This is a genomic window from Bradyrhizobium sp. USDA 326, assembly GCF_049739485.1.
GTDB lineage: Bacteria > Pseudomonadota > Alphaproteobacteria > Rhizobiales > Xanthobacteraceae > Bradyrhizobium.
Genome location: NZ_JBMGQA010000001.1, coordinates 1,491,745 through 1,512,023, shown reverse-complemented (window position 1 = coordinate 1,512,023; position 20,279 = coordinate 1,491,745). Strand labels below are relative to the sequence as shown.

16 protein-coding genes and 2 pseudogenes are annotated in these 20,279 nt (G+C 57.3%); 12 read left to right on the top strand and 6 right to left on the bottom strand.

The features are described from left to right. Positions 1–672: 672 nt before the first annotated feature. The 5 genes and pseudogenes from ABIG06_RS07205 to ABIG06_RS07185 form a co-directional block, all read right to left on the bottom strand. Positions 673–1,078 (bottom strand): annotated as a pseudogene (locus ABIG06_RS07205) (sulfite exporter TauE/SafE family protein); the annotation flags it as partial. A 205-nt stretch (positions 1,079–1,283) separates the two neighbouring features. Continuing rightward, positions 1,284–3,128, bottom strand: coding sequence for a hypothetical protein (locus tag ABIG06_RS07200; protein WP_424578118.1), 1,845 nt, complete (start codon positions 3,126–3,128; stop codon positions 1,284–1,286). A 4-nt stretch (positions 3,129–3,132) separates the two neighbouring features. Then, positions 3,133–3,966, bottom strand: coding sequence for a hypothetical protein (locus ABIG06_RS07195; RefSeq protein WP_424578117.1), 834 nt, complete (start codon positions 3,964–3,966; stop codon positions 3,133–3,135). A 35-nt stretch (positions 3,967–4,001) separates the two neighbouring features. Continuing rightward, the gene (locus tag ABIG06_RS07190; protein ID WP_424578116.1) at positions 4,002–4,841 is read right to left on the bottom strand and encodes a S1/P1 nuclease; all 840 of its coding nucleotides are present in this window, start codon (positions 4,839–4,841) and stop codon (positions 4,002–4,004) included. Between the two features lie 23 nt (positions 4,842–4,864). After that, positions 4,865–5,443, bottom strand: coding sequence for a hypothetical protein (locus ABIG06_RS07185; protein WP_424578115.1), 579 nt, complete (start codon positions 5,441–5,443; stop codon positions 4,865–4,867). Between the two features lie 383 nt (positions 5,444–5,826). Here ABIG06_RS07185 and ABIG06_RS07180 point away from each other — a divergent pair. Both ABIG06_RS07180 and ABIG06_RS07175 read left to right on the top strand, forming a co-directional pair. After that, positions 5,827–6,075 (top strand): annotated as a pseudogene (locus ABIG06_RS07180) (hypothetical protein); the annotation flags it as partial. Continuing rightward, positions 6,071–6,355 (top strand): DUF2840 domain-containing protein, encoded by a 285-nt coding sequence (locus ABIG06_RS07175; protein WP_424578114.1) that lies wholly within the window; start codon positions 6,071–6,073, stop codon positions 6,353–6,355. The pseudogene ABIG06_RS07180 and the gene ABIG06_RS07175, both read left to right, overlap by 5 nt. 267 nt (positions 6,356–6,622) lie before the next feature. On the opposite strand, the gene ABIG06_RS07170 is transcribed toward ABIG06_RS07175, so the two are convergent. Next, entirely contained in the window at positions 6,623–6,766 is a 144-nt protein-coding gene (locus ABIG06_RS07170) for a hypothetical protein (protein ID WP_424578113.1), read from the bottom strand. Between the two features lie 1,272 nt (positions 6,767–8,038). Here ABIG06_RS07170 and ABIG06_RS07165 point away from each other — a divergent pair. The 10 genes from ABIG06_RS07165 (at position 8,039) to ABIG06_RS07120 (ending at position 20,275) form a co-directional block, all read left to right on the top strand. Then, complete coding sequence (locus ABIG06_RS07165; RefSeq protein ID WP_424578112.1) at positions 8,039–9,151, top strand: glycosyltransferase; 1,113 nt, start codon at positions 8,039–8,041, stop codon at positions 9,149–9,151. Further along, positions 9,151–10,368, top strand: a complete 1,218-nt coding sequence (locus ABIG06_RS07160) for a glycosyltransferase family 4 protein (protein ID WP_424578111.1) — start codon at positions 9,151–9,153, stop codon at positions 10,366–10,368. Before ABIG06_RS07165 ends, ABIG06_RS07160 begins: the two co-directional genes overlap by 1 nt. Further along, positions 10,361–11,248, top strand: a complete 888-nt coding sequence (locus tag ABIG06_RS07155) for a dTDP-4-dehydrorhamnose reductase family protein (protein ID WP_424578110.1) — start codon at positions 10,361–10,363, stop codon at positions 11,246–11,248. The genes ABIG06_RS07160 and ABIG06_RS07155 overlap by 8 nt, the downstream gene beginning before the upstream one ends. Then, complete coding sequence (locus tag ABIG06_RS07150; RefSeq protein WP_424578109.1) at positions 11,241–12,275, top strand: polysaccharide biosynthesis protein; 1,035 nt, start codon at positions 11,241–11,243, stop codon at positions 12,273–12,275. The genes ABIG06_RS07155 and ABIG06_RS07150 overlap by 8 nt, the downstream gene beginning before the upstream one ends. Before the next feature lie 19 nt (positions 12,276–12,294). Continuing rightward, a complete protein-coding gene (gene wecB, locus ABIG06_RS07145) occupies positions 12,295–13,431 on the top strand; it encodes a non-hydrolyzing UDP-N-acetylglucosamine 2-epimerase (RefSeq protein ID WP_424578108.1) in 1,137 nt (378 codons plus the stop codon). A 108-nt stretch (positions 13,432–13,539) separates the two neighbouring features. Beyond that, complete coding sequence (locus ABIG06_RS07140) at positions 13,540–15,138, top strand: TylF/MycF/NovP-related O-methyltransferase (RefSeq protein ID WP_424578107.1); 1,599 nt, start codon at positions 13,540–13,542, stop codon at positions 15,136–15,138. Continuing rightward, positions 15,135–16,388, top strand: a complete 1,254-nt coding sequence (locus ABIG06_RS07135; RefSeq protein ID WP_424578106.1) for a glycosyltransferase — start codon at positions 15,135–15,137, stop codon at positions 16,386–16,388. Before ABIG06_RS07140 ends, ABIG06_RS07135 begins: the two co-directional genes overlap by 4 nt. Continuing rightward, complete coding sequence (locus tag ABIG06_RS07130; RefSeq protein WP_424578105.1) at positions 16,388–17,770, top strand: glycosyltransferase; 1,383 nt, start codon at positions 16,388–16,390, stop codon at positions 17,768–17,770. The genes ABIG06_RS07135 and ABIG06_RS07130 overlap by 1 nt, the downstream gene beginning before the upstream one ends. After that, positions 17,739–19,055 (top strand): glycosyltransferase, encoded by a 1,317-nt coding sequence (locus ABIG06_RS07125; RefSeq protein ID WP_424578104.1) that lies wholly within the window; start codon positions 17,739–17,741, stop codon positions 19,053–19,055. The genes ABIG06_RS07130 and ABIG06_RS07125 overlap by 32 nt, the downstream gene beginning before the upstream one ends. Next, on the top strand, positions 19,055–20,275 hold the full coding sequence (locus ABIG06_RS07120; protein WP_424578103.1) for a hypothetical protein: 1,221 nt from the start codon (positions 19,055–19,057) through the stop codon (positions 20,273–20,275). The genes ABIG06_RS07125 and ABIG06_RS07120 overlap by 1 nt, the downstream gene beginning before the upstream one ends. Positions 20,276–20,279: the final 4 nt, after the last annotated feature.

The following is a 20,279-nucleotide window of genomic DNA, read 5'->3' as shown; positions in this document are numbered from 1 at the left end:
TTTGTTAAATTTATGGTCAAGCATGGGATCACCAAATAATCCCGATTATAGCAGCTGGTGTTTCACCAAGTAGGCTTTGAGTTGCGCATAGTTAAGCGCGCGTCTGGTTGGGCCTGATCTCGGGTTGCGCCGGTCTACCCTCACAGCTCACGTCTAGGCGGCGGGCGGCGCTGCCGCGATGGTCCAACAGCAGACATCAATCGCTACTCGATCACTCGTCAGCGCGGGCCTGCATCGCCGGCGGCGCGTCAATGCCGAGCGCCCTGGCGGTCTTCAGCTTGATGACATATTCGAATTTCGTGGCTGCAGGACCGCTAATTCTGCCGGCCTGACGCCTTTGAGGATGCGTCCGACGGAGAAGCCGGCCTGTTCCCAACTGCTCTCGGTGTCTTGGCCCTAACTTTGTAGGCCGCCGGCATCGGCAGACTCGCCATTGTCATACATGGCGGGGATGCCGTGCTTGGCGCTGAGCGCAATCAACGAGGACGGCGAGCGAACATGGGCGGCGCCGATCAGAAGCGGGCTGCCCCGCTTGAGCGTGGCGTAAACCTTCTCAATCTCGGCATCGCTACTGGACTCCAGCACGTTGAACTGCACGCCGAGTCTAGTCGCCGCTTGCTGTAGCATATCCTTCGCCCGCTTGACGCTCGGACTGGCAGGATTGAGCATGATTAGGCTCGTCGTGCCGACGTCGACTTCCTTGCTTAGGCGGCAGCAGATATATGGTCCGCGCGAATGCGCAACTATGGTCGTAACGCCTGGGGCCAAACCCGCAGCGACAGCTTTCGGCGACGAATGCGGACGAACGGTCACCTCCGAACCGCCGACAAACCACACGCTGACATAGATCAGGGTGACGACTGCCATCACGATCGCCACGGCGCAATGGTCTAGCACGCGGAATAGCAGATAGCCGCATCCGATACCGATCAGGAGAGCCGGCAACAGCAGCACAATATCCGGCTTCGACCAGGTCGATGGCTTCCAGTAGCGCAGCGCGAACAGGTCCATCGCCATGAATAGGGGTGCCCACTGTCGCCAGAACCATCACGAGAGAGAGTAGCGGAATGCCAACGATCAACGCGGCCGATCTGGACGTGGATTCCTCCCGACTAGTCTTTGGGCTGTAGCCCGTCGGAATGTCCGGTTACAGCCCGTGAACCGGCAAGATCGTCCCTCGGGTGCACTTTGTGAGGGGAAGCCGACAACAAAGTCGATAGGCCTGGCCGACAACATGGATGCACGTCGACATGTAGCAGCCGCTCGCAGTTGTTGCCGACACATCAACTTGCCTGTGTCACACCGGAGAGTGCCGCGACGAGCGCTAGCCCAAGCAGGTATCCGATCAAAGCCTGGACTCCGAAATAGAGATGCTGACTGTTGTCCAATCTCTCCCGTTTCGGGTCGTTGAAAAAGTCGGAGAATTCCTTGTTTAGTTCCACTATCGGCAAGAGCTGATCCAAGCTGGCGCCAAAGCACCAAATTGGCCAAATTAGGCCGAAATGCCGGGGCGTCTTCCAGTCTGCTCGCTTGCTCTTCCTCGCCTTTGACGAGAACACCAGCACGAGCATGCCAAATAGGGCCACCCCTCCAATCCACCAAAGCACCCTGAACGTGTACTCGCCAATCCCGTAGCCGATCGTGATCTTGAGCAGACCGAGAAGGGCCACGCTCCCGAAATCCCCCTTCCGCCATGCCTCGCGCAGTTCGCGGTCACGCGCGGCGTAACGTACGGCATTCGCTCGATCAGGGTCACCTTGAGTTTCCAAGACGCGCGCGAGTTGTTGATAGGGCTGGCGCGAAAAATAGGGATCCCGCTCGAGCCAGTTGCGGTACCAGCAAGCATCTCGTGCTCGCAGGTCATGTCCAGGCTTCGCTCCCAATTGCTCGTAGCTGAAACTCTGGAGGTTAAGCTTGCTCGGCCAGCTGTCGCTCAGCTCACAGCTTTCGCGGCCAGAACTCATGCGGTCTTGCAGCACTTTGGTGCGCGTGCCGTTCAGGTTCAACATTCCATTGCTTTGCCACTGAGGGGCATCACGAGCATCCGAACCGAGGCGAAGAATTCCTCCAACATTCGAGTTCACGAGGTCCAAACTTGGCAACTTGGACGCACTCAGATCAATGTTTCCTTTGATATCGCTCGAGTCGATCCGTGGCACACCGGCCAGGATCGCCGATCGCATTTGAAGGTTGCCTCCGATCTGCGCATTGTCGGCGATGAAGCCAGCCAAGGCAGAACCTTCCAACTCGATATTGCCGTTGATCTCAGCTCTCACGAGCCAGACGCTGCCATGTCGCACTGACGTGCCACGAAGGTCCAAGCTTTTTGCGATCTTGACGCTATCAAAATTGATTGATTCATCAGGCGAACCAGCGGCGAACTTAGGCTCCAACGTCGCATCACGCAAGACCAAGTTCGCCCTAACCTCGACATTCGTGAACCGTACAGGACCACCACGCACGGTTGTCCGATTCAAGAGGATTCTGTTTGCTTGGAGACCGTCGGCAACCAAGCCAGCCTCGAGGGTCGAACCACTTAGACTCATGTCTCCATCTACGTGGGCGGTCACGAGATTCAACGAATCGCCGCGCACGACCGCGCCGGATCGCAGGAAAAGATCGCTTTTGACGCGTATGGAGTTTGCAACAATCCCACGCTCGAAAAGCGAACCGCTAAGGTCAAGTAAGCCAGCAAAATTCGCCCTTGGAAGAGAGACCGGCGCGTCAAATCTGCTTTTATACAGTACAACGCTGACACCAACGCTTTCGTCTGTAAGGTCGAGTGAGTCTTTTATCCGAGCCCCGATCATGAGAAATCGACGAGGCAACTCGTCGCGCCAAGGCTTGCTTACTAGAATTTTCTTGATGAACACCGCACTGATAGCGCGGCAAGTCTCATCCCACGTCGCATCCCCTACGGCCGGATCTAAATCGCCAGTCCCGCAGTGTTGGTTTAGGTTAGCTGCCCGTCCTTCAAGCACTTCCGTCCAAACCCATTGCTCGGGCTCGGTCAGGCCCGGATTGTCAACCTGCTGCGTAGACGCTCGTGAGAGGCCAGATACGAACACCAATGAAACGATAAGCAGCCCGCCCACTGCCGGATTGCAGAGTATACGTAAGAGCCGCATGCACCTACTGTTTTTCTGTGGTTGTCTGTCGCGGCAGCGGACACTGGCTTTCGTTTCCGCTCGCTGTTGTCGCTTCGAAAAGCCCCGGCGCAACACCCGAGCCATTGAACATGAGCGCGACCTGCCTTGCGACACCGAAACCGTCCTGCCCATCTTTTTCCTCTTTCCGCCGCTCATTGATCTTGCGCACGATGCTCCATTCATCGTGAGAGCCGAGGCTGAAGGAAACGGAAGCGCGAAGACCGTGGTAGTTGCGGAACTCGGTCCTGTTTACGGTAGCAAGGCCCGTCTCAGTCTTCCGTAGGCCGTCGTAATATTGCTCCAGCTTTTCAAGATCGGAGCGGCCATCGAAGGAGAAGAACTCAGCGAAATCCGACGGGCCAGCGAAATAGATGAAATCGAAATCGCGCCCGAGCCCGTCCTCGCCTTCGAGGATACGGGTCCACATTAGCATGTAGTCGGCGCCCGAGGCCGAACCAGGCAGCGAAAACTCCTTTGCGGCAGTGTTCAATAGCCACAGAGAGCGAACCCCGAAGCGATCCTCGACGCGCTCTTTGGTCCGGGCCGCAACCTTAGCATTGACGCCAAAATAGCTGCCGGCGACGGTCGAGATCGGAATGCTTAGATAGCCGATCGCTTTGCCCTGGGCCCGCTGGGCCGCAATGCGGGCGCGGACCTCGTCGACCCGCGCGGAAATCGCTTTCTTGAGGTCATCATGAACGCAGTAGCAAAAGGCATTTCGAGAGCATTCAGTGCTTTGCTGCGCGTGTGCATTGACGCCGGCGAGAAGTGCGGGCACCAGCAGTGCTCCTAAGCAGGCAGCACGGGATATGTCCATTCATAATCTCCCCAAATGGCTAGTGCGGCAAGCGATTAGGGACACGATGCCGTGGGCTTCAGCGTGTCCTTTAACAGCTGCGCGAGCCTCAAACCGGCCAGCGCGAGCTGGCGATCTACGACAGGAAGCGCCCGGCTGTAGTAGTTCATCTCAAGGACGGCGCCATCGGGGATGTCATAGACGACATCGCGTGCAAACTTGTGCGACTCGAGGGCCCAATCAACCGGCGTGCCACCATCCAATCCAGAGAGGTCGCGCCCCGGCAACCATTTGGTTTCGAGGCGGGTGACGTAGGCACCCCACGCATAGACGGTGCGCAGGATGATATCGGTGTCCCAGACCGCATGCAATTTTGCGCTCTTTCCGAAAAAGCTCACGACGACGTCGTTGCCGCCATGGTCACCGTTTCGCTCACTGGCATGCAAGGGCTGGTGAATGTCGCCCACGAAATGAACGATAAATTTCAGAGCGGCAGTGCGCTCGGCCGGCGATTTTTCACAGTCCGCCAGCGTTACACGCTGTCGCTCGATGGCATTGATGATGCAATCACCATACCGCGAATCCGGCCTGCAATCGACTTGAGGATCATAGGTGCCACGCTCGAAAGGGATATTCACAAAATGCCAGTTGCGGCTTTCTTCGTGCTCAGCGCGATAGTCGTCTGCCCAACTCGCAATGGATCCCAGGGACACGTGGCCGTCTTGAACATCGGGCAAAAGGTCGGTCTTCAGGAGGGCTCGAATACTATCGTAGGTCGTTTGGTCCAGACAATGCGCCGCGATTTCGGCGACGATCGAGTGACCTTCCTGGCCCCAAGCCAGAACGCGATCGTTCTGAACCAAAAGGGCGATGGCGACCAAGAAAAGCAGTCTCATGTGGATCCTCAACGCGTGATGCATCAGGGCGCGGCGACATTGACCGGAGTTGGAGAGCCTTCCTTGTCGCCGTCGAACAAGATCAGGACGCGCAGCTCGAAGCCGCGCTTTTCCAAAGGCAGCAGAGCTTCCGGCTTCCGGGAGGAGCGAAAAGGTACTTCGGATAGCAACTTGACGTTTTCCGTCCGGCCGTCCCAGGAGTAGACTGCATAAGTCCCTGCGCCGTCCTTGACATAGTACCGGCCACTGCCAAACGCGACACCCTCGCCATCGAGTTCGACCGGCTTGCGCTTGAACGTATTGTCGATGAGCTTGGCCGGCTCACCTGCTATAAGCTTGCCCTGCTTGAGGGTTACGAATTGGGCCTCTTGCAAATTGTCATCGATCACAAGGCAGTAGCGGGGAGATCCATGCCCCTCCGTACACGCAATCCCGCTGACGTCTTTGGACTTTTTGCCGTCCTTGCCGATGAGCTCGTGCTTGACGGGCCAGCTGTTGCCGGCTCTCGCTAGACAAGACGTCGCTGCGACGGCCGAAAGAACGATCCCCAGCGCTGCAAAGCGAACGACTGCGGCATATGAAAAACGTATGACAGCAATCATGGTGAGCGATAAAAAGTCATAGTTGTATTCGACTACGATACATCGAATACTCGATTACACAACCTTTCGTTTAGAGCACTGAGCCAAGTTGTTTGTTTATCGCAGCTGCGGATTGCCGTCCCGACAGCGTTTCTGACCATTCTCAAGGCCATACTCCGGAAGGTCCGGAATAACTGAGACGAGCGTATCGTTTGCACGGGCCACTTCGCGAAGCTCCTTCTGCAATTCACAAACGTCTTCTAGCCTTTAGGACGACACCATGGCTTCGCGGCATACAAGCAAGCCGGCGCGTCGGCCGCATTCTCATCGATACGGGCGGAGGTCTTCGGGCGCGTGGGACCGGCTTTCTCATTGGCAGCGGTGTTGTCCTGACAAATGAACACGTGCTTCGTACGCAAGAGCAGGCCGCGACTTGTTTCATTCAGATGGATTATGAACAAAATCGCTTTGCGCCAAATCCTCAACCGCAACTCTTCGCTTTCGAGCCGGCCCGATTGTTCCTCAATAATCGAAGCCTGGACTTTGCGATCGTAGCCGTAGCGCCGAGGAGCAATCAGGGCGCCGGGATGGACCAGTATGGCTGGCTTACTCTGAACGAGGCTCAGGGAAAGATCACGGTAACACCGGATGACTTCGTCAATATCATCCAGCATCCTCTCGGCCGCGAGAAGGAGGTTGTCGCCCCCGCATCGGCGCAGTGTTGCTCTCACTCATGTCGAGCTGACCTGGATCGTGAAGCGGATCGAGCATTGGCTGCGCTTCGGCCGTCACGCGGAGGAGAAGTCTATCGTCGCCGCAGCATCTCAAGTGTACGGTAGTCCGGCGCGTTCTCGGCATCCGAGGATTCGGCCGGGACGAGGATGGCGCGGCCGCGTCGCCAGCGAACAGGCGAACCGTCTGCTCACGCGCTAGTGATCAAGAACTTCTGGCAAGCGTGCTGTACCAGGAGTCGTGCCTGCCAACTCTCGCGTTCTCCCCGCCTTCGCCTCGAGCCTGCGCAAGGCCACTACCCCCAATAGCCCGATCAGGACTAGGACTGCTCCAGCTCCGATCAGCCAGTACGCGAGCGTGACATCATCCACAGCCGCTGCTTTCGCTTTCGATTTGGCCACTTGAAGAGATCTCTTTACAGGGCGGAGAGAACGGTCTGCGGACGCGCGACGCAGCGCGCGTGCCCGATCATTCCCTTGAAAGATGCTTCCGAAGGGCGGCTGCTTCGAGCAGTTTCTCAGCCAGAAGCTTCTTCAGCTCTACCTTCTCCTCTTCCAAGGCCTTCAGCCGCTCGGCCGTGGCGCCGTCCGTACGCATTGGCAGGTCAGTCATTCTCGACACTTGCTCTTTCCTCAAGGTCAACATAGCGCGTTCGCGGGCCAATCCTTCGACCGACTTCCGCCCCGCTTGCCACGCCCCGCGAGCGAAAATAGCTTCGCTGGTGGAGGCCCGACAAGTACCGAATGGGATATTGTTCGCTTATCACGTCCCGTCCATATCAAATTCCGGCAATTAGCCGACGCAATCTGTCAAGTAACCGTCGCTGGCCAGAGCCGTCCTTGGCATTTCATAAACACCGAAAGAGCTCGTGCGCTCCTGCTAATGCGGCGCGCTTGTCAACCTTAGGAAATATTGTTCAAAGCGGGTCACATATCGATCCAAACGTCACGGCACGAGACGGACGCAACGCTCTCTCGCGCGTCTGGTAGGTACGGAGATTCCAGGCAGTCATCGGCGCTCTCGAACGATACGAGAGTAGCTTGACTTCACGCGGTTCAGTTTCTGCATCGTCAGCCGCTGAACGATCGCGATGGAGTTTGTCAGACGCGAAATCGGGTAAGTGGAGGAGCTGATACAGGCGCGCGAGATGCCCGTGTCTCAAGCATAGCGAAACGTTCCTGATCAATGATTGCGCCGCACATGCCGCGTGACCGTGCTTCAGGATGTGCGTTCCAAAGGCGCAGTCAATAAATGAGATCCGAGGTTGAGCCGCGGCTCGCCGAACCCATACCCCCACGTCAAGCTCCCACCACCAATGTAGTGGGGCACCCAATATTAGGACGCAAAGTTGCGATCAACCCTGTGTCGCATCCAACGGTGCCGAATGCATCCTTGATGCTGACTAGGATCACCAACCACATCGCGGGCAATGACGCGGCTTGCGGTCATTGCCCGATCGAGTATCGGCGCATTCCCGCGCTTTACGCAGAATTGCTGCGTCTTAACCCCAGAAAACGCGCAACCCGAGCGCAAGTACAGGGCTACTCTGGCCGAGCCTGCCGAGCCGCAAGGCTGGAGCGGGAGAATGGCGTTTGTTCGAAGCGTACCGATCTGTTGTCGGGGCGGCACGCTCGGATGCGTAACACGATTGTTAGTACGTTCCGTACGGTCTTTGTCGGAGTCGTGCCCGTAATTCCAGTATTCGTTATGGGGCCGGGCTTTGTGCATGCGCAACGCTGGGCGCAGTGGTCGAGTGTTTTGAGGGCGTCCGTCGTAGTTAAGGGTGTTGTTCTACTTATTGGAGTTCGCTCACGGGAGGGGCTCTCGTGAGAGCAGATGCTGAAGTGAAATATTGCGTAAGGTAGTGGAATGAGAATGGCGGGGGTGGGCGCCATTACTGGTGTGGTGCGAGATGCGAGCCGAAGTGGCGGCGGCATGGCTGCTGTTGCGTTGTCTTTGCATCATGCGTTGCTGGCGCAGCGAGTTGACGCTCGCTTGGTCTGCGGACTGGCGCCGGAACAAGATGTCGAGCATGTCTACGTGGCGGGCCGAACCGTTGGCCCCATTGGCGTGATCCCAAAACAATTGCTTTGCGGTGTGATCCATATTCACGGATTATGGACCCCTTTTGAATGCTGGGCGCAGCTACAAGCAAGGCGTAGTCAAGCCTTGCTAGTCATCAGTCCACATGGTGCGCTGTCGCCTCGTGCACTGGATCGCAAGCGCTTAAAGAAGTTTATGGCGTGGACTCTGTACCAGCGTAGAATAGTTCAGCGCGCCCATTTGCTGATTGCAAATTCAGAGCGAGAGCATGACCATCTTCGGAGATCCGGGCTCACCTCACCCATTGCCATTATTCCTAATGGAGTCGATGGCCCGAAAATGCCTGTCATATCGTCGGAGAACGTAAACGCGGAGAGGAAAAAGGTCATTCTTTTTCTTGCGCGTCTCTGTCCCACGAAAGGAATTCCTGACCTGCTGGAAGCGTGGCGCGGCCTTGAGGATCGCCGTGGCTATGAACTGCATATCCATGGGTTTGGCGACCCAGGCTATCGCGCCTACCTGGAGGTGCGAATCCGACAACTCGGTCTCCGTCGCGACGTGAAGCTTCTCGGTCCACTATACGAGCGGGAGAAATGGGAAAAGCTTCACGCCTCCTCTATCTATGTGCTGCCGTCTTACACCGAGAGCTTCGGGATCACGGTTGCCGAGGCACTATCAGCCGGCCTCCCGGTCATCACCACCAGCGCAACGCCTTGGGCACACCTTGCGGAAAAGAACCTTGGTTGGATTGTCAAAAATGACGTCGGTCAGTTGCGACAAGCGTTGCGAGAAGCAGTGTCTCTTCCTCCATTTCAGCTGAAAGCGACAGCCGATGCGGCGCGGCACTACGCGGTGCAGTTTTCATGGCCTGACATTGTCGCCCAATATCTTAAAACTTTCGAATGGCTCTGCGATCAAACAGCGTCCAAGCCTGAATGGGTGAGCTTGGTCTAATGCGTATTTTGATTGTGACTCAGTATTTTTGGCCGGAGTCATTTGTTGTGAACGACCTGGTTCGATGGCTAACCAAGGCCGGACACTCGGTGACGGTCGCGACCGGCAAGCCGAACTATCCGACCGGCGAACTCGCACCTGGCTATACGCGGGATAAGGTTCAATGCGAAACGTTTGCCGGCTCGCAAGTATTCAGAATCCCGAGCCGGCCGCGACACCAGTCTACGGCGCTCAATCTTGCCCTGAACTACCTGTCCTTCGCTTGGTCAGGTCTCCTGTGGTTCCCGCGGCTGCTCAAAAGGCAGGAGTTCGACGTTATCCTCGTGCTCGCGATGCCGATAACGGCGGCGCTTCCAGCTATTCTTCTGCGCTGGATCAAACGTTGCCACCTTGCGCTCTGGGTACAGGACTTGTGGCCGCAGGTCGTGACGTCGACCGGCTTTGTAGATAGCCGCTTCGTCGTAGCCATTCTTCATGTTCTAGTCAGATTCATTTATCGCGCCGCAGACACCGTTCTGGTCCAATCAAACCAGTTCGTGGGGCCGATCGCCAAGATGATTCCAAAGAAGAAGATATTCGTCCTCCCGAATTTTGCTCCCCCGAGTGACGAAGTGCTTCCATTGCCCCTTGCTATCGCGGGCTTGTTTCCGCGCCGGTTTTCGGTGGTGTTTGCAGGCAATCTTGGCAGAGCCCAGTCGCTGTCCACGATCGTCCACGCGGCGCGCATTCTTCGGTTTCACCCTGAGATCCTGATCGTGGTCGCTGGAACGGGCAGCCATGCCGAGACGCTTAGAGAGTCAGTCACTGCTGCTAAGCTAACGAACGTCCAAATGATCGGCATGCTGGATCGCCGCATGATGCCGGAATTGTTCAGGCATGCGGACTGCCTCCTCGTGACTCTCGGCGATCATCCAGCTCTCAACGCAACCATTCCAAGCAAAATACAGGCCTACATGAAAGCGGGCAGGCCGATCGTCGGCGCTATTAACGGCGCGGCTGCGGATCTGATCGTAAGCGCGGGAGTCGGCCTCACTGTTCAAGCCGGAGACGGGGCTGGCCTCGCGCAAAGCATACTCGCTCTGACGAAAATGCCTGCAATCGAACGGCTGGAAATGGGTCGAGCCGGCCGCGCGTATTACGAAAAACACTTTGATGCCGATCAGGTGCTGAGCCGGCTATTGGGAATTTTGCAAAGGGAAATGAGTTGCCATGCCTAAGACTAAAGTCCTTATCCTGGGCGCCAGCGGAATGTTAGGCGCCGCTGTATTCCGCTCCTTTCTTGCATCCGCCGATTTCGAGGCGGTTGGAACCATAAGGGACAAAGTGGCTCTGGGCTTCTTCTCGTCGGTAGCATCGGCGCGCCTGCTGCATTTGGATGTCCTTGACGAGGACGCGCTTGTCTCGCTTCTGGATCGGGAGCGTCCTGCCGCGGTTATCAACTGTATCGGCCTTGTGAAGCAGCTTGCGTCAGCGGCCGACCCGCTGGTCACTCTACCGATCAATGCGATTTTTCCACACCGGCTTGCCCGCATCTGCTCCTTGATTGGCGCCCGGCTGATTCACATCAGCACCGACTGCGTCTTCTCCGGATGGAAGGGAAATTACACGGAAGGTGACGTCACCGACGCTCAAGACCTATATGGCCGATCAAAACTCTTGGGAGAGCTCGTTGACTACGACCATGCTGTGACGTTGCGCACGTCGATTATCGGCCGGGAACTCTACAGCGCTCATTCGCTCGTCGAGTGGTTTCTTTCCCAGCAAGAGGCCGTAAAGGGTTACGCAAAAGCCATTTTTTCCGGGCTGCCGACAGCGGAACTCGCTGCAGTTATTCGCGATGTCGTCCTGCCGAACAAAGATCTCGCGGGGCTCTATCACGTCTCTGCAGCGCCGATCTGCAAATTCGATCTGCTGCACCTTCTCGCGCGTCAGTACGGAAAGCGAATTGAAATACTGAAGGACGATCAGACGAAGATTGATCGTTCTCTCAACTCCGAGAAGTTTCAGAGAGAGACAGGCTATCGCGCGGCCGATTGGCCGGAACTGATCCGGCGATTGTATGAAGCTGATTTGCGTCGAGAGATGAATAATGTTTGACAACAAGACATTGATGATCACTGGCGGTACGGGCTCTTTTGGGAACGCCGTCTTGCGTCGCTTTCTCCACACGGAGATCGGAGAGATTCGCATCTTCAGCCGCGACGAAAAGAAGCAAGAAGATATGCGTACGGAGCTTAGGAACCCCAAGCTTAAGTTCTTCCTGGGCGACGTTCGAGACTACGGAAACGTTCGTGATGCGATGAAGGGCGCCGACTATATCTTCCATGCCGCAGCGCTGAAGCAGGTGCCCTCCTGTGAATTCTACCCGATAGAAGCCTTGCGCACCAACGTGATTGGCACGGAGAACGTGCTGCAGGCGGCGATAGAGACGGGCGTGGAGCGCGTTGTTTTCCTAAGCACAGATAAGGCGGTCTACCCCATCAACGCCATGGGTCTGTCGAAGGCCATGGCAGAGAAGGTTGTGCTGGCGAAATCGAGGGTGGCCGGTGACACGATCATGTGTATTACCCGATACGGCAATGTGATGGGCTCCCGCGGCTCCGTCATTCCATTGTTCATGCAGCAGATCAAGAACGGCCTCCCCCTCACCGTGACAGACCCCAATATGACTCGGTTCCTGATGTCGCTGGAAGAGTCGGTCGAGCTCGTCGTTCATGCGTACCAGCACAGCAGGCCAGGCGATATTTTCGTACAGAAGGCTCCAGCCGCCACCATGGGTGATCTGGCGATTGCACTGAAAGAGCTGTTTGGAGCGAGCAATGCGGTTAATATCATTGGCACTCGGCACGGAGAAAAGCTGTTCGAGACGCTCATTGGCCGCGAAGAAATAATGAGGGCCAGTCATTCAGACCGGTACTTTCAGATCCCTGCAGACAACCGCGACCTGAATTACGATAAGTTCTTTGTGGAGGGTGAAGTGGAGCTCTCGACAGTGGACGACTACACATCTCACAACACTCATCGCCTCACCGTTGAAGGCCTTAAGGAGCGCCTGTTATCTCTCGATTTTGTCCGGGCCGAACTTGGACGATCGTCCGATCGGCTTGCTCTGTCCGTGTTGTGAAAAAGGAGCGGCTCAGCAAATGAAGGTGATGACATTGGTCGGAACGCGGCCAGAGCTCATCAAAATGAGCCGCGTCATTGCGGAATTCGACGCTCAGCTTGATCATGTTCTGGTCCATTCGGGACAGAACTATGATTTCGAGCTGAACCAGATCTTCTTCGATGAACTTGGAATCCGCAAGCCCAATCACTTTCTGGGAGTGAACAACGAAACGCCTGCCAAGGCGATAGCGGATGTCATCGCGAAAACCGACGACGTCCTGAACACGGAAAAACCGGATGCTCTGTTGCTATACGGCGACACGAATACCTGTCTCGCTGTCATTGCCGCGAAACGGAAGCAGATTCCCGTCTTCCATATGGAAGCCGGGAACAGATGCTTCGACCAGCGGGTGCCGGAGGAGTTGAACCGGAAGGTGCTGGATCATCTTAGCGACGTAAATCTCGTGCTCACGGAGCACGCGCGTCGCTACCTGCTCGCAGAGGGGATCCGGCCGGAGACTATTATGAAGACCGGCTCCCACATGCAGGAGGTGCTTCAGTTTTACATGCCGAAGATCGAGGCGTCCGATGTTCTGACGCGACTTGGCCTGGACGAGCGAAAATTCTTCCTCGTGAGCATTCACCGCGAAGAAAACGTCGATAGCGTCGAACATTTGCGCGACATCCTGGGCACGTTACGGGATTTGTCGACTACCTATGGATACCCCGTCCTGGTTTCCACGCATCCTCGGACCCGCAAGCGGCTCGATGCGCTCGGGCAGATGGAAATGGATGATCGGATCGTGTTCGCGAAACCGTTCGGGTTTATCGATTACATTCGTCTTCAAATGGGTGCACTGTGTGTACTCTCCGACAGTGGTACCATCACTGAGGAGGCATCGCTCCTCAACCTTCCAGCCATAACAATTCGCAATGCACACGAGAGACCCGAAGGCATGGACGTGGGGACGCTCGTCATGAGCGGGCTGAAGAGCCGGCGCGTCTTGGAGGCGGTGCAGGTCGTCATCAATCATCACCAAACAAGCTCCCGGACATTCAAGACAGTGCCGGACTACGAAACCGGGCCGGTCTCAAAGCAGGTGCTTCGCATCGTGTTGAGCTATGTCGACTACGTCAACAGAACCGTCTGGCACAAAGCTTCAGGCGGAGGATAACGTTGTCAGGTCCCGACGATGCTCTCTAGTATGATATTGGCCGCTGGCAGGCTGCGCTTGCTAGACGCTGGCGCGATTGTTTTGATTTGGTGAGGAATCGCGGAGGCTATGACGCAGCCAAAACAGAACCACTCAATGCTCGGTCGAGCTGCCCGAAAGCTGTGGGTATTTAAAGAGCTGTATGCACAGATCGGTGTGCTCCAAGACCAAGTTGCGGCCTCGACCGGCCGTGAAGCCCAAGCCTTGCGGGAATTGGAAAGCATCCGGAGCGAACTGGCAGCATCATCCGGCCGTGAAGCCCAAGCCTTGCGGGAATTGGAAAGCATCCGGAGCGAACTGGCAGCATCATCCGGCCGTGAAGCCCAAGCCTTGCGGGAATTGGAAAGCGTCCGGAGCGAACTGGCAGCATCGTCCGCCCGTGAAGCCCAAGCCTCGCAGGAATTGGAAAGCATCCGGAGTGAACTGGCAGCTTCGTCCACCCGCGAAGCCCAAGCCTCACGGGAATTGGAAAGCATCCGAAGTGAACTTGCAGCTTTGTCCGCCCGTGAAGCCCAAGCCTCGCAGGAATTGGAAAGCATCCGGAGTGAACTGGCAGCTTTGTCCTCACGTGAATCCCAGACTTCACGGGAATTGGAAAGCGCCAAGGGTCAGCTTGCCGCCTCAAACGAGCGAGCCGACAGTCTCGCTCGCAGCTTAGCAGATGTCGCTCGACTCCAGGAACATGTCGCGACGCTCAGCGCGCACATCCAAGAACATCTCCCTACGCTCGGCAATCTCCTCCTGGGCCGTTTCGCGGAAGCTCAGGCCGTATTTACCGGCCAAATACCGTTATTAACGGCGAACCTTGTTGCCCTTCGCTGTGGACAGGATGAGGAATTCCGGAGCCTTCGCAACCGGCTAAACGGATCGGTTGCTGGAGCCGGCATGGCGGCGGCGGATCGTTTTCTCGATCTTTTGGAAGCCGCGCTGACGGGAACGCTGCGCCCGGATGTCTCACAGGCCCCCTGGGCGAAGGATGTCTTTGACCCCGCGCGCCGGGCGGTTGGACAAGACTGGCCGTCGCAGGCCGAGACGATGATCGGCACGGCGCGAATGCGAAACTTGCGAGTCCTAACGCAGCGTGCGCTCCAAGAAAGAGTGCCGGGCGATCTGATCGAGACTGGGGTTTGGCGTGGGGGCGCGTGCATCTACATGCGGGGCATTCTGGCAGCGGCCGGTGATACAAGCCGTCGGGTATTTGTCGCCGATAGCTTTCGCGGCCTACCTGCTCCTGACGAAGCCGCCTACCCCGCGGACGCCGGCGACCAGCACCACACGTTCGATCAGCTCGCCGTCTCGCGCGCCGAAGTCGAGGCCAATTTTCGTCGGTACGCGTTGCTAGACGAACAGGTCGTGTTCTTGGAGGGATGGTTCAAGGATTCCTTGCCGACCGCCCCCATCGAGAAATTGGCCGTTCTGCGGCTGGATGGCGACATGTACGAAAGCACGATGGATACTCTCAACGCACTCTACTCGAAAGTATCTCCAGGCGGGTTCGTGATTGTCGACGACTACATTCTCAAGGCCTGCGCCCAGGCCGTGGATGACTTCCGAGCTCGTTATGGAATTTTAGCACCTATGCACGAAGTCGACGGCGCGGCGGTTTGGTGGCAGGTGCCAAAGGATTCGTCTGCCGGATCTCCAATCAACCTCGGCGGTGAGGCATGAACCGCAGCGTTCCCACGGAAAGCCTGCCGGTGGCCGGCGAACATCCCTCACGATTGCCGAAAATCGCCGTGGTCACCACGGCCGCGCCTCCGTCTGCGAGTGGACAAGCGAGAGTTCTGGGGCATCTCATGGTACCTGCAAGAGTTGCTCCTCCAGTCTACCTCACGGATCAACTTCACGCGCTCGAGGCTGATGGTAATCGCTTCGGCAGCTATCATTCGCTTGGTGCTCCCCGCCATCAATTGATTTCTCACGCACCCGAAGCGTTGCGGAAATTAAACAATTATGGTGGGTTGCTGCGCAGTGCGATGTCGAGAACGAAGGAAATCACATCGATCCTGCGGAACGAGCCGGTCGATGCGATCGTGGGCTGCACGGCCAGTCCGTTCGACCTTCCCGCAGCTTATTTTGCGTCGCGGCGGCTCAAAGTTCCCTTCGTCGCCTATCTGTTCGATGATCCCATCTTTCAGTGGGAGCCAGGCATCTACCGGTGGCTGGCGCGTTTTTGGGAGCCGATATGGGGCCGCGGCGCCGCCGCCATAATCGCCCCGAACGAGGTCCTTGCGAACGACGTGCGTGCGCGTCTTCCGGCGGCGAAGATCTATATTGTGAGAAATCCCGTAGACCCCGCGGCCTTCTCCAAGGAGCCCACCGGCATACCGGAGGATGAACCGGAACGCCACGCCGGACGGCCCTGCCGCTTACTGTATACGGGATCAGTCTATTCGGCGCAGGCGAGCGCCTTTCGCAACCTGAACGCGGCGCTTAACCGGTTGGCGGGCCGCTTCGAACTTGACGTCTACACCTCTCAGCCCATTAGCGCGCTGGTCGCAAACGGCCTTGAGGGCCCCTATGTGCGGCATCATGCACATACTCCTCAGTCGACAGCGCTGTCGTTGCAACGAAATGCGGACGTCCTTTTTCTGCCGCTGTCATTCGACTCCGCGATTCCCGAGGCGATCCTATCGTCTTCGCCCGCCAAGCTCGGAGAATATCTTGCCGCCGGCACCCCTATCCTGGTTCATGCGCCCAGCGGGTCGTTTGCGACCGAGCTCCTGCGGAAGGCCGACGCCGCCCTGATTGTCGACACCTCCGATCCGGATCGGCTGGTCACGGCGTTGACCACGATTTCCAACGACCCCCAACTTAGGCGCCGTCTCGCCGAGAAAGCAGCGCTCCTAGCCGAGGAATTCCACGTGGATCGGGCGCGAGATGCGTTTTGTTCAATCATCTCGTCGTTGGATTACTGATGGCCGCGCCCGTTAAAAAAATTCTTTTCGTCGCCATGCATACCAGCCCGCACACTGCGCGGTGGATCGATATGGCGGCAGATCTGGGATACGACCTCCATATGTTTCCGCTGGACTCGAGCGCGCCACACCACATGCTGCGCGATTTAACGCTTCACGTTCCGGTCCTGGATCAGCCGCCAAAAGAGCCGGTGAAGGAAGCGCGCCGGAAAGATATCCGCTCTCGCGTCCTCAACTTCCTGCGTCTGCTGCGGTCTGACCCGGAACGTGCCCTGAAGCGCATCAAGCAAGTAATGTTGGTGAATCCGGAGGCAGAAATTGTCGACATCGAGCTCCCGCACTTTGACACTACGAGTTTGCGCGTGAAGTTTCGACACTTGTCGACTTTTGAGACTATCGGCGCCGTTGCCGATGTCACGGAAACCGTTCGCCTCGGACGCGATGACGAGAGTGATCAAACCACACTGCGCATTCATGGTCCTGACGTGCTTGCCTCGCTCATCAACAAGCTCAAGCCAGATTTGATCCACTCGATGGAGTTTCAACATTCGGCCTATCTCGTGCTCGCTGCGCGCGATCGTATTAAAGGTCCGTTTCCTCGCTGGCTCGCGACTAATTGGGGCAGCGATATCTTTTTATTCGGCCGGCAACCCGGCCATGCGCGGCAGATCCGGCGGGTGTGCGAAGCAATCGATATCTATTCCTGCGAATGCCATCGAGACCTACGACTTGGACGGGAATTCGGATATCGCGGACCGGACCTGCCGGTCCTGCCGAATTCCGGCGGCATGGACATCAACCATGTCCTGTCACTCCGTGGTCCAGAGCCCCCCTCGAGGCGCAAGCTAATCATGGTAAAGGGGTACGACCACTTCGCCGGCCGTGCGATGGTATCTCTGGCTGTTCTGGAACGCTTTGCCGAGCAACTGAAGGACTACACGATCGTCCTGTTTTCAGTCGGAGCAAAGCCGCGGGTTCGCGCACTCGAACTCACCGAAGCAGGAACCCTGAAAATCAAGGTGATCGACTGGGCAACCCATGACGATATTCTGCGGCATTTCGGGCAGGCGCGAATCTATCTCGGGATCAGCATCTCTGACGCTATTTCGACGTCGGTGCTGGAAGCAATGGTGATGGGAGCGTTTCCGATCCAGACCAATACCTCGTGCTGTGAGGAATGGTTCGTTCACGAAAAGACCGGCTTTGCCATCCCGCCGGACGATTTTGAGAAGATATGCGAGCGCTTCGTAGCCGCGTTGACGGACGACAATCTGGTTGACACTGCCGCTGTCGAGAATTTCGAAATCATAAAATCGAGACTGGAGGTCGAAGTGCTTCGTCCGAAAATGGATGAGTTCTACCGACGGGCACTTGCCCAATGATTGCGATCCGTATGTTGGCTTTCAAAGCATGAAGGTACTTCAACTTAATTCATCCGACCTGATCGGAAGTCGTTTTAACGGCTTCGACGTTCGCCACCTGCTCGCGGCGGACGGGATCGAAACGCATCATCTGGTCTGGAACAAGCTGAGCGACAGCGACTCCTCGAGCAAGTTTTTTGAAATTCCTCGCAGTCGCGACTTAACGAAAGTGCTAGGAAGAATCGAACGGGCGTATTCTTTCCATTCGCGTCTTCAGCTTCAATCGTTCACGTTGCCGCTACATCGCGCGTTCCGCGAAGCAGATGTGGTTCACTATCACATCATTCACGATGGCTATTTCGGCCTCGATGCGCTGCCCTGGCTCACCCGGCTCAAGCCGAGTATCTGGACTTGGCACGATCCCTGGCCGATGACGGGGCACTGCATCTATCCACTGGGCTGCGAAAGGTGGAAGATCGGCTGTGGGGAATGCCCGAGGCTGGACCTCGTGTTCGAGATGCGCCGCGATCGCACGGCCCAGGACTTCCAATGGAAGCAGCGGCTGATACACAAGAGCGACATCGATGTTGTGGTTGCATCCGAGCATATGCGGCGGATGGTGCAATCATCGCCGATCGGTCGGGCCCTTCGGGTGCATTGCATTCCCTTCGGCATCGATCTGGAGAAATTCTGTCCAGGCGATGGCGCCGCCGCGCGCGCGCGTCTCGGGGTGCTGCCAAACCGGGTGGTGATAGGCGTGCGGGCGTTTCCCGATAGCCCTTATAAAGGCTTTGGTTTCTTCCTTGAAGCCCTGCGCCGTCTGGGAGAGATCAATGTCCCGCTCTGCATTGTAGCGACCCATGCCAAGGCGCAGCTGAATGAATTCGTCGGAACGCATCAGATCATCGATTTGGGATGGACAAACGACGAGGCTTTGATTCTCGACACCTTCAAGGCTGCGGATTTCTTCGTTATGCCGTCGACAGCGGAAGCGTTCGGCATGATGGCGATCGAGGCGATGGCGTGTGGGAAACCGGTCATCGTATTTGACGGCACCTCCCTGCCCGAAGTCGCCCGCGCTCCCGACATCGCGATATCGGTCCCGATGGGGGACGTCGATTGCCTCGTGGCGGCCATGCGCCGCCTTGCCGGCGATGACGCGGAAAGACGCGCGCGGGGATCGGCGGCTCGGGGCATCGCCGAAGACTTGTACGGCGATCGATTATTTGCTCGGCGTCTAGCCGGCCTGTACCGGTCCGTGGCCGACAAGCATGCCTTGAACGGTCCCAGCGAGGCTGCGTCATAATGAAGACGTTACTGCTCACCGACATACCGCCGTCCAGCAACCTCACGGCCGGGATCGTCACAGCGCAAATGTGCCGGTTCGTTCCCGCCGGAGAATTGGCGATCTTTTGCGTGCAAAACCGCCATCTAAGCCCGGAGCCTTATCCGGACCTGTCTGATATCCCGATACGCTTCGCGGTCAAACCTAACGAACTCAGCTGTCGCAGCATTCGGGGGATTTCGGTCGGCTCGGCTGGCGCGACCGCGATCGAGACGTTCCGCCGCCGGACCAGGATTTCGCCGCTGGTGCGTCAGGCCATCGCCTACGGCAAAGAACAGGACGTCGCATCCCTCTGGGTCATCCTTCAGGGCCAAACCATGGTCCGAATGGCCTCTGGAGTTGCGGACGGACTCGGCGTTCCGCTCCGAGCCCAGGTTTGGGATCCGCTGGATTGGTGGCTCCGGGCTCATGGGGTCGATCGTCTCAACCGTAGATGGGATCTCGCCGCCTTCGACCGCACCATGCGCGCGGCGACAACCTGCGCTGCCGCCTCGTGGGCCATGGCGGGACAATACGAAGAGCTCTATGGGACACCGAGCCAGGCCATCATTGCCTCGCTCGATAGGTCTATCGCGCGACGGCCAGAGCTCGCATTGCGAACCACCGGCGAACTGGTGATCGGAATGGCCGGGCAATTTTATGCCAATGAAGAATGGCTTGCGCTCGTGAGGGCGCTCGAACTCGCCCGTTGGCAAGTGGCCGGCCGCCGAGTGACCATTCGCGTATTCGGGCATCAACGCCCGATAGCCATACCGGACAATCATCTTGATTTTCTTGGCTGGCAATCGCAGGCGAAATCCGTGGAGCTATTATCGAATACCTGCGACATTCTCTACTGCCCGTACCCCTATGCGACTTCGATGGCCGACGTCGCTAGATTGAGTTTCCCATCCAAAATCCCAACTTACCTCGCCGCGGGTAGACCAATCCTTTTCCACGGGCCGGACTATGCAGGGCCTGCGCAATACCTGAAATCGACAGGCGCCGGGTTCATTTGCCGGTCCATGGACCCCGACGCCGTATATGATGGCTTGATGCATTTGGTCGAGGATGCCCAGCTCTATGCGTGTCTCGCCCTTTCGGCTCAGGAATCCTTCATGGCGGACTTTACACTCGAACGCATGGAAGCCGGCGTGCGCGAGTTTCTTGGGTATCAAAAGCGGGGGGTATACCTTGGGTAGACAT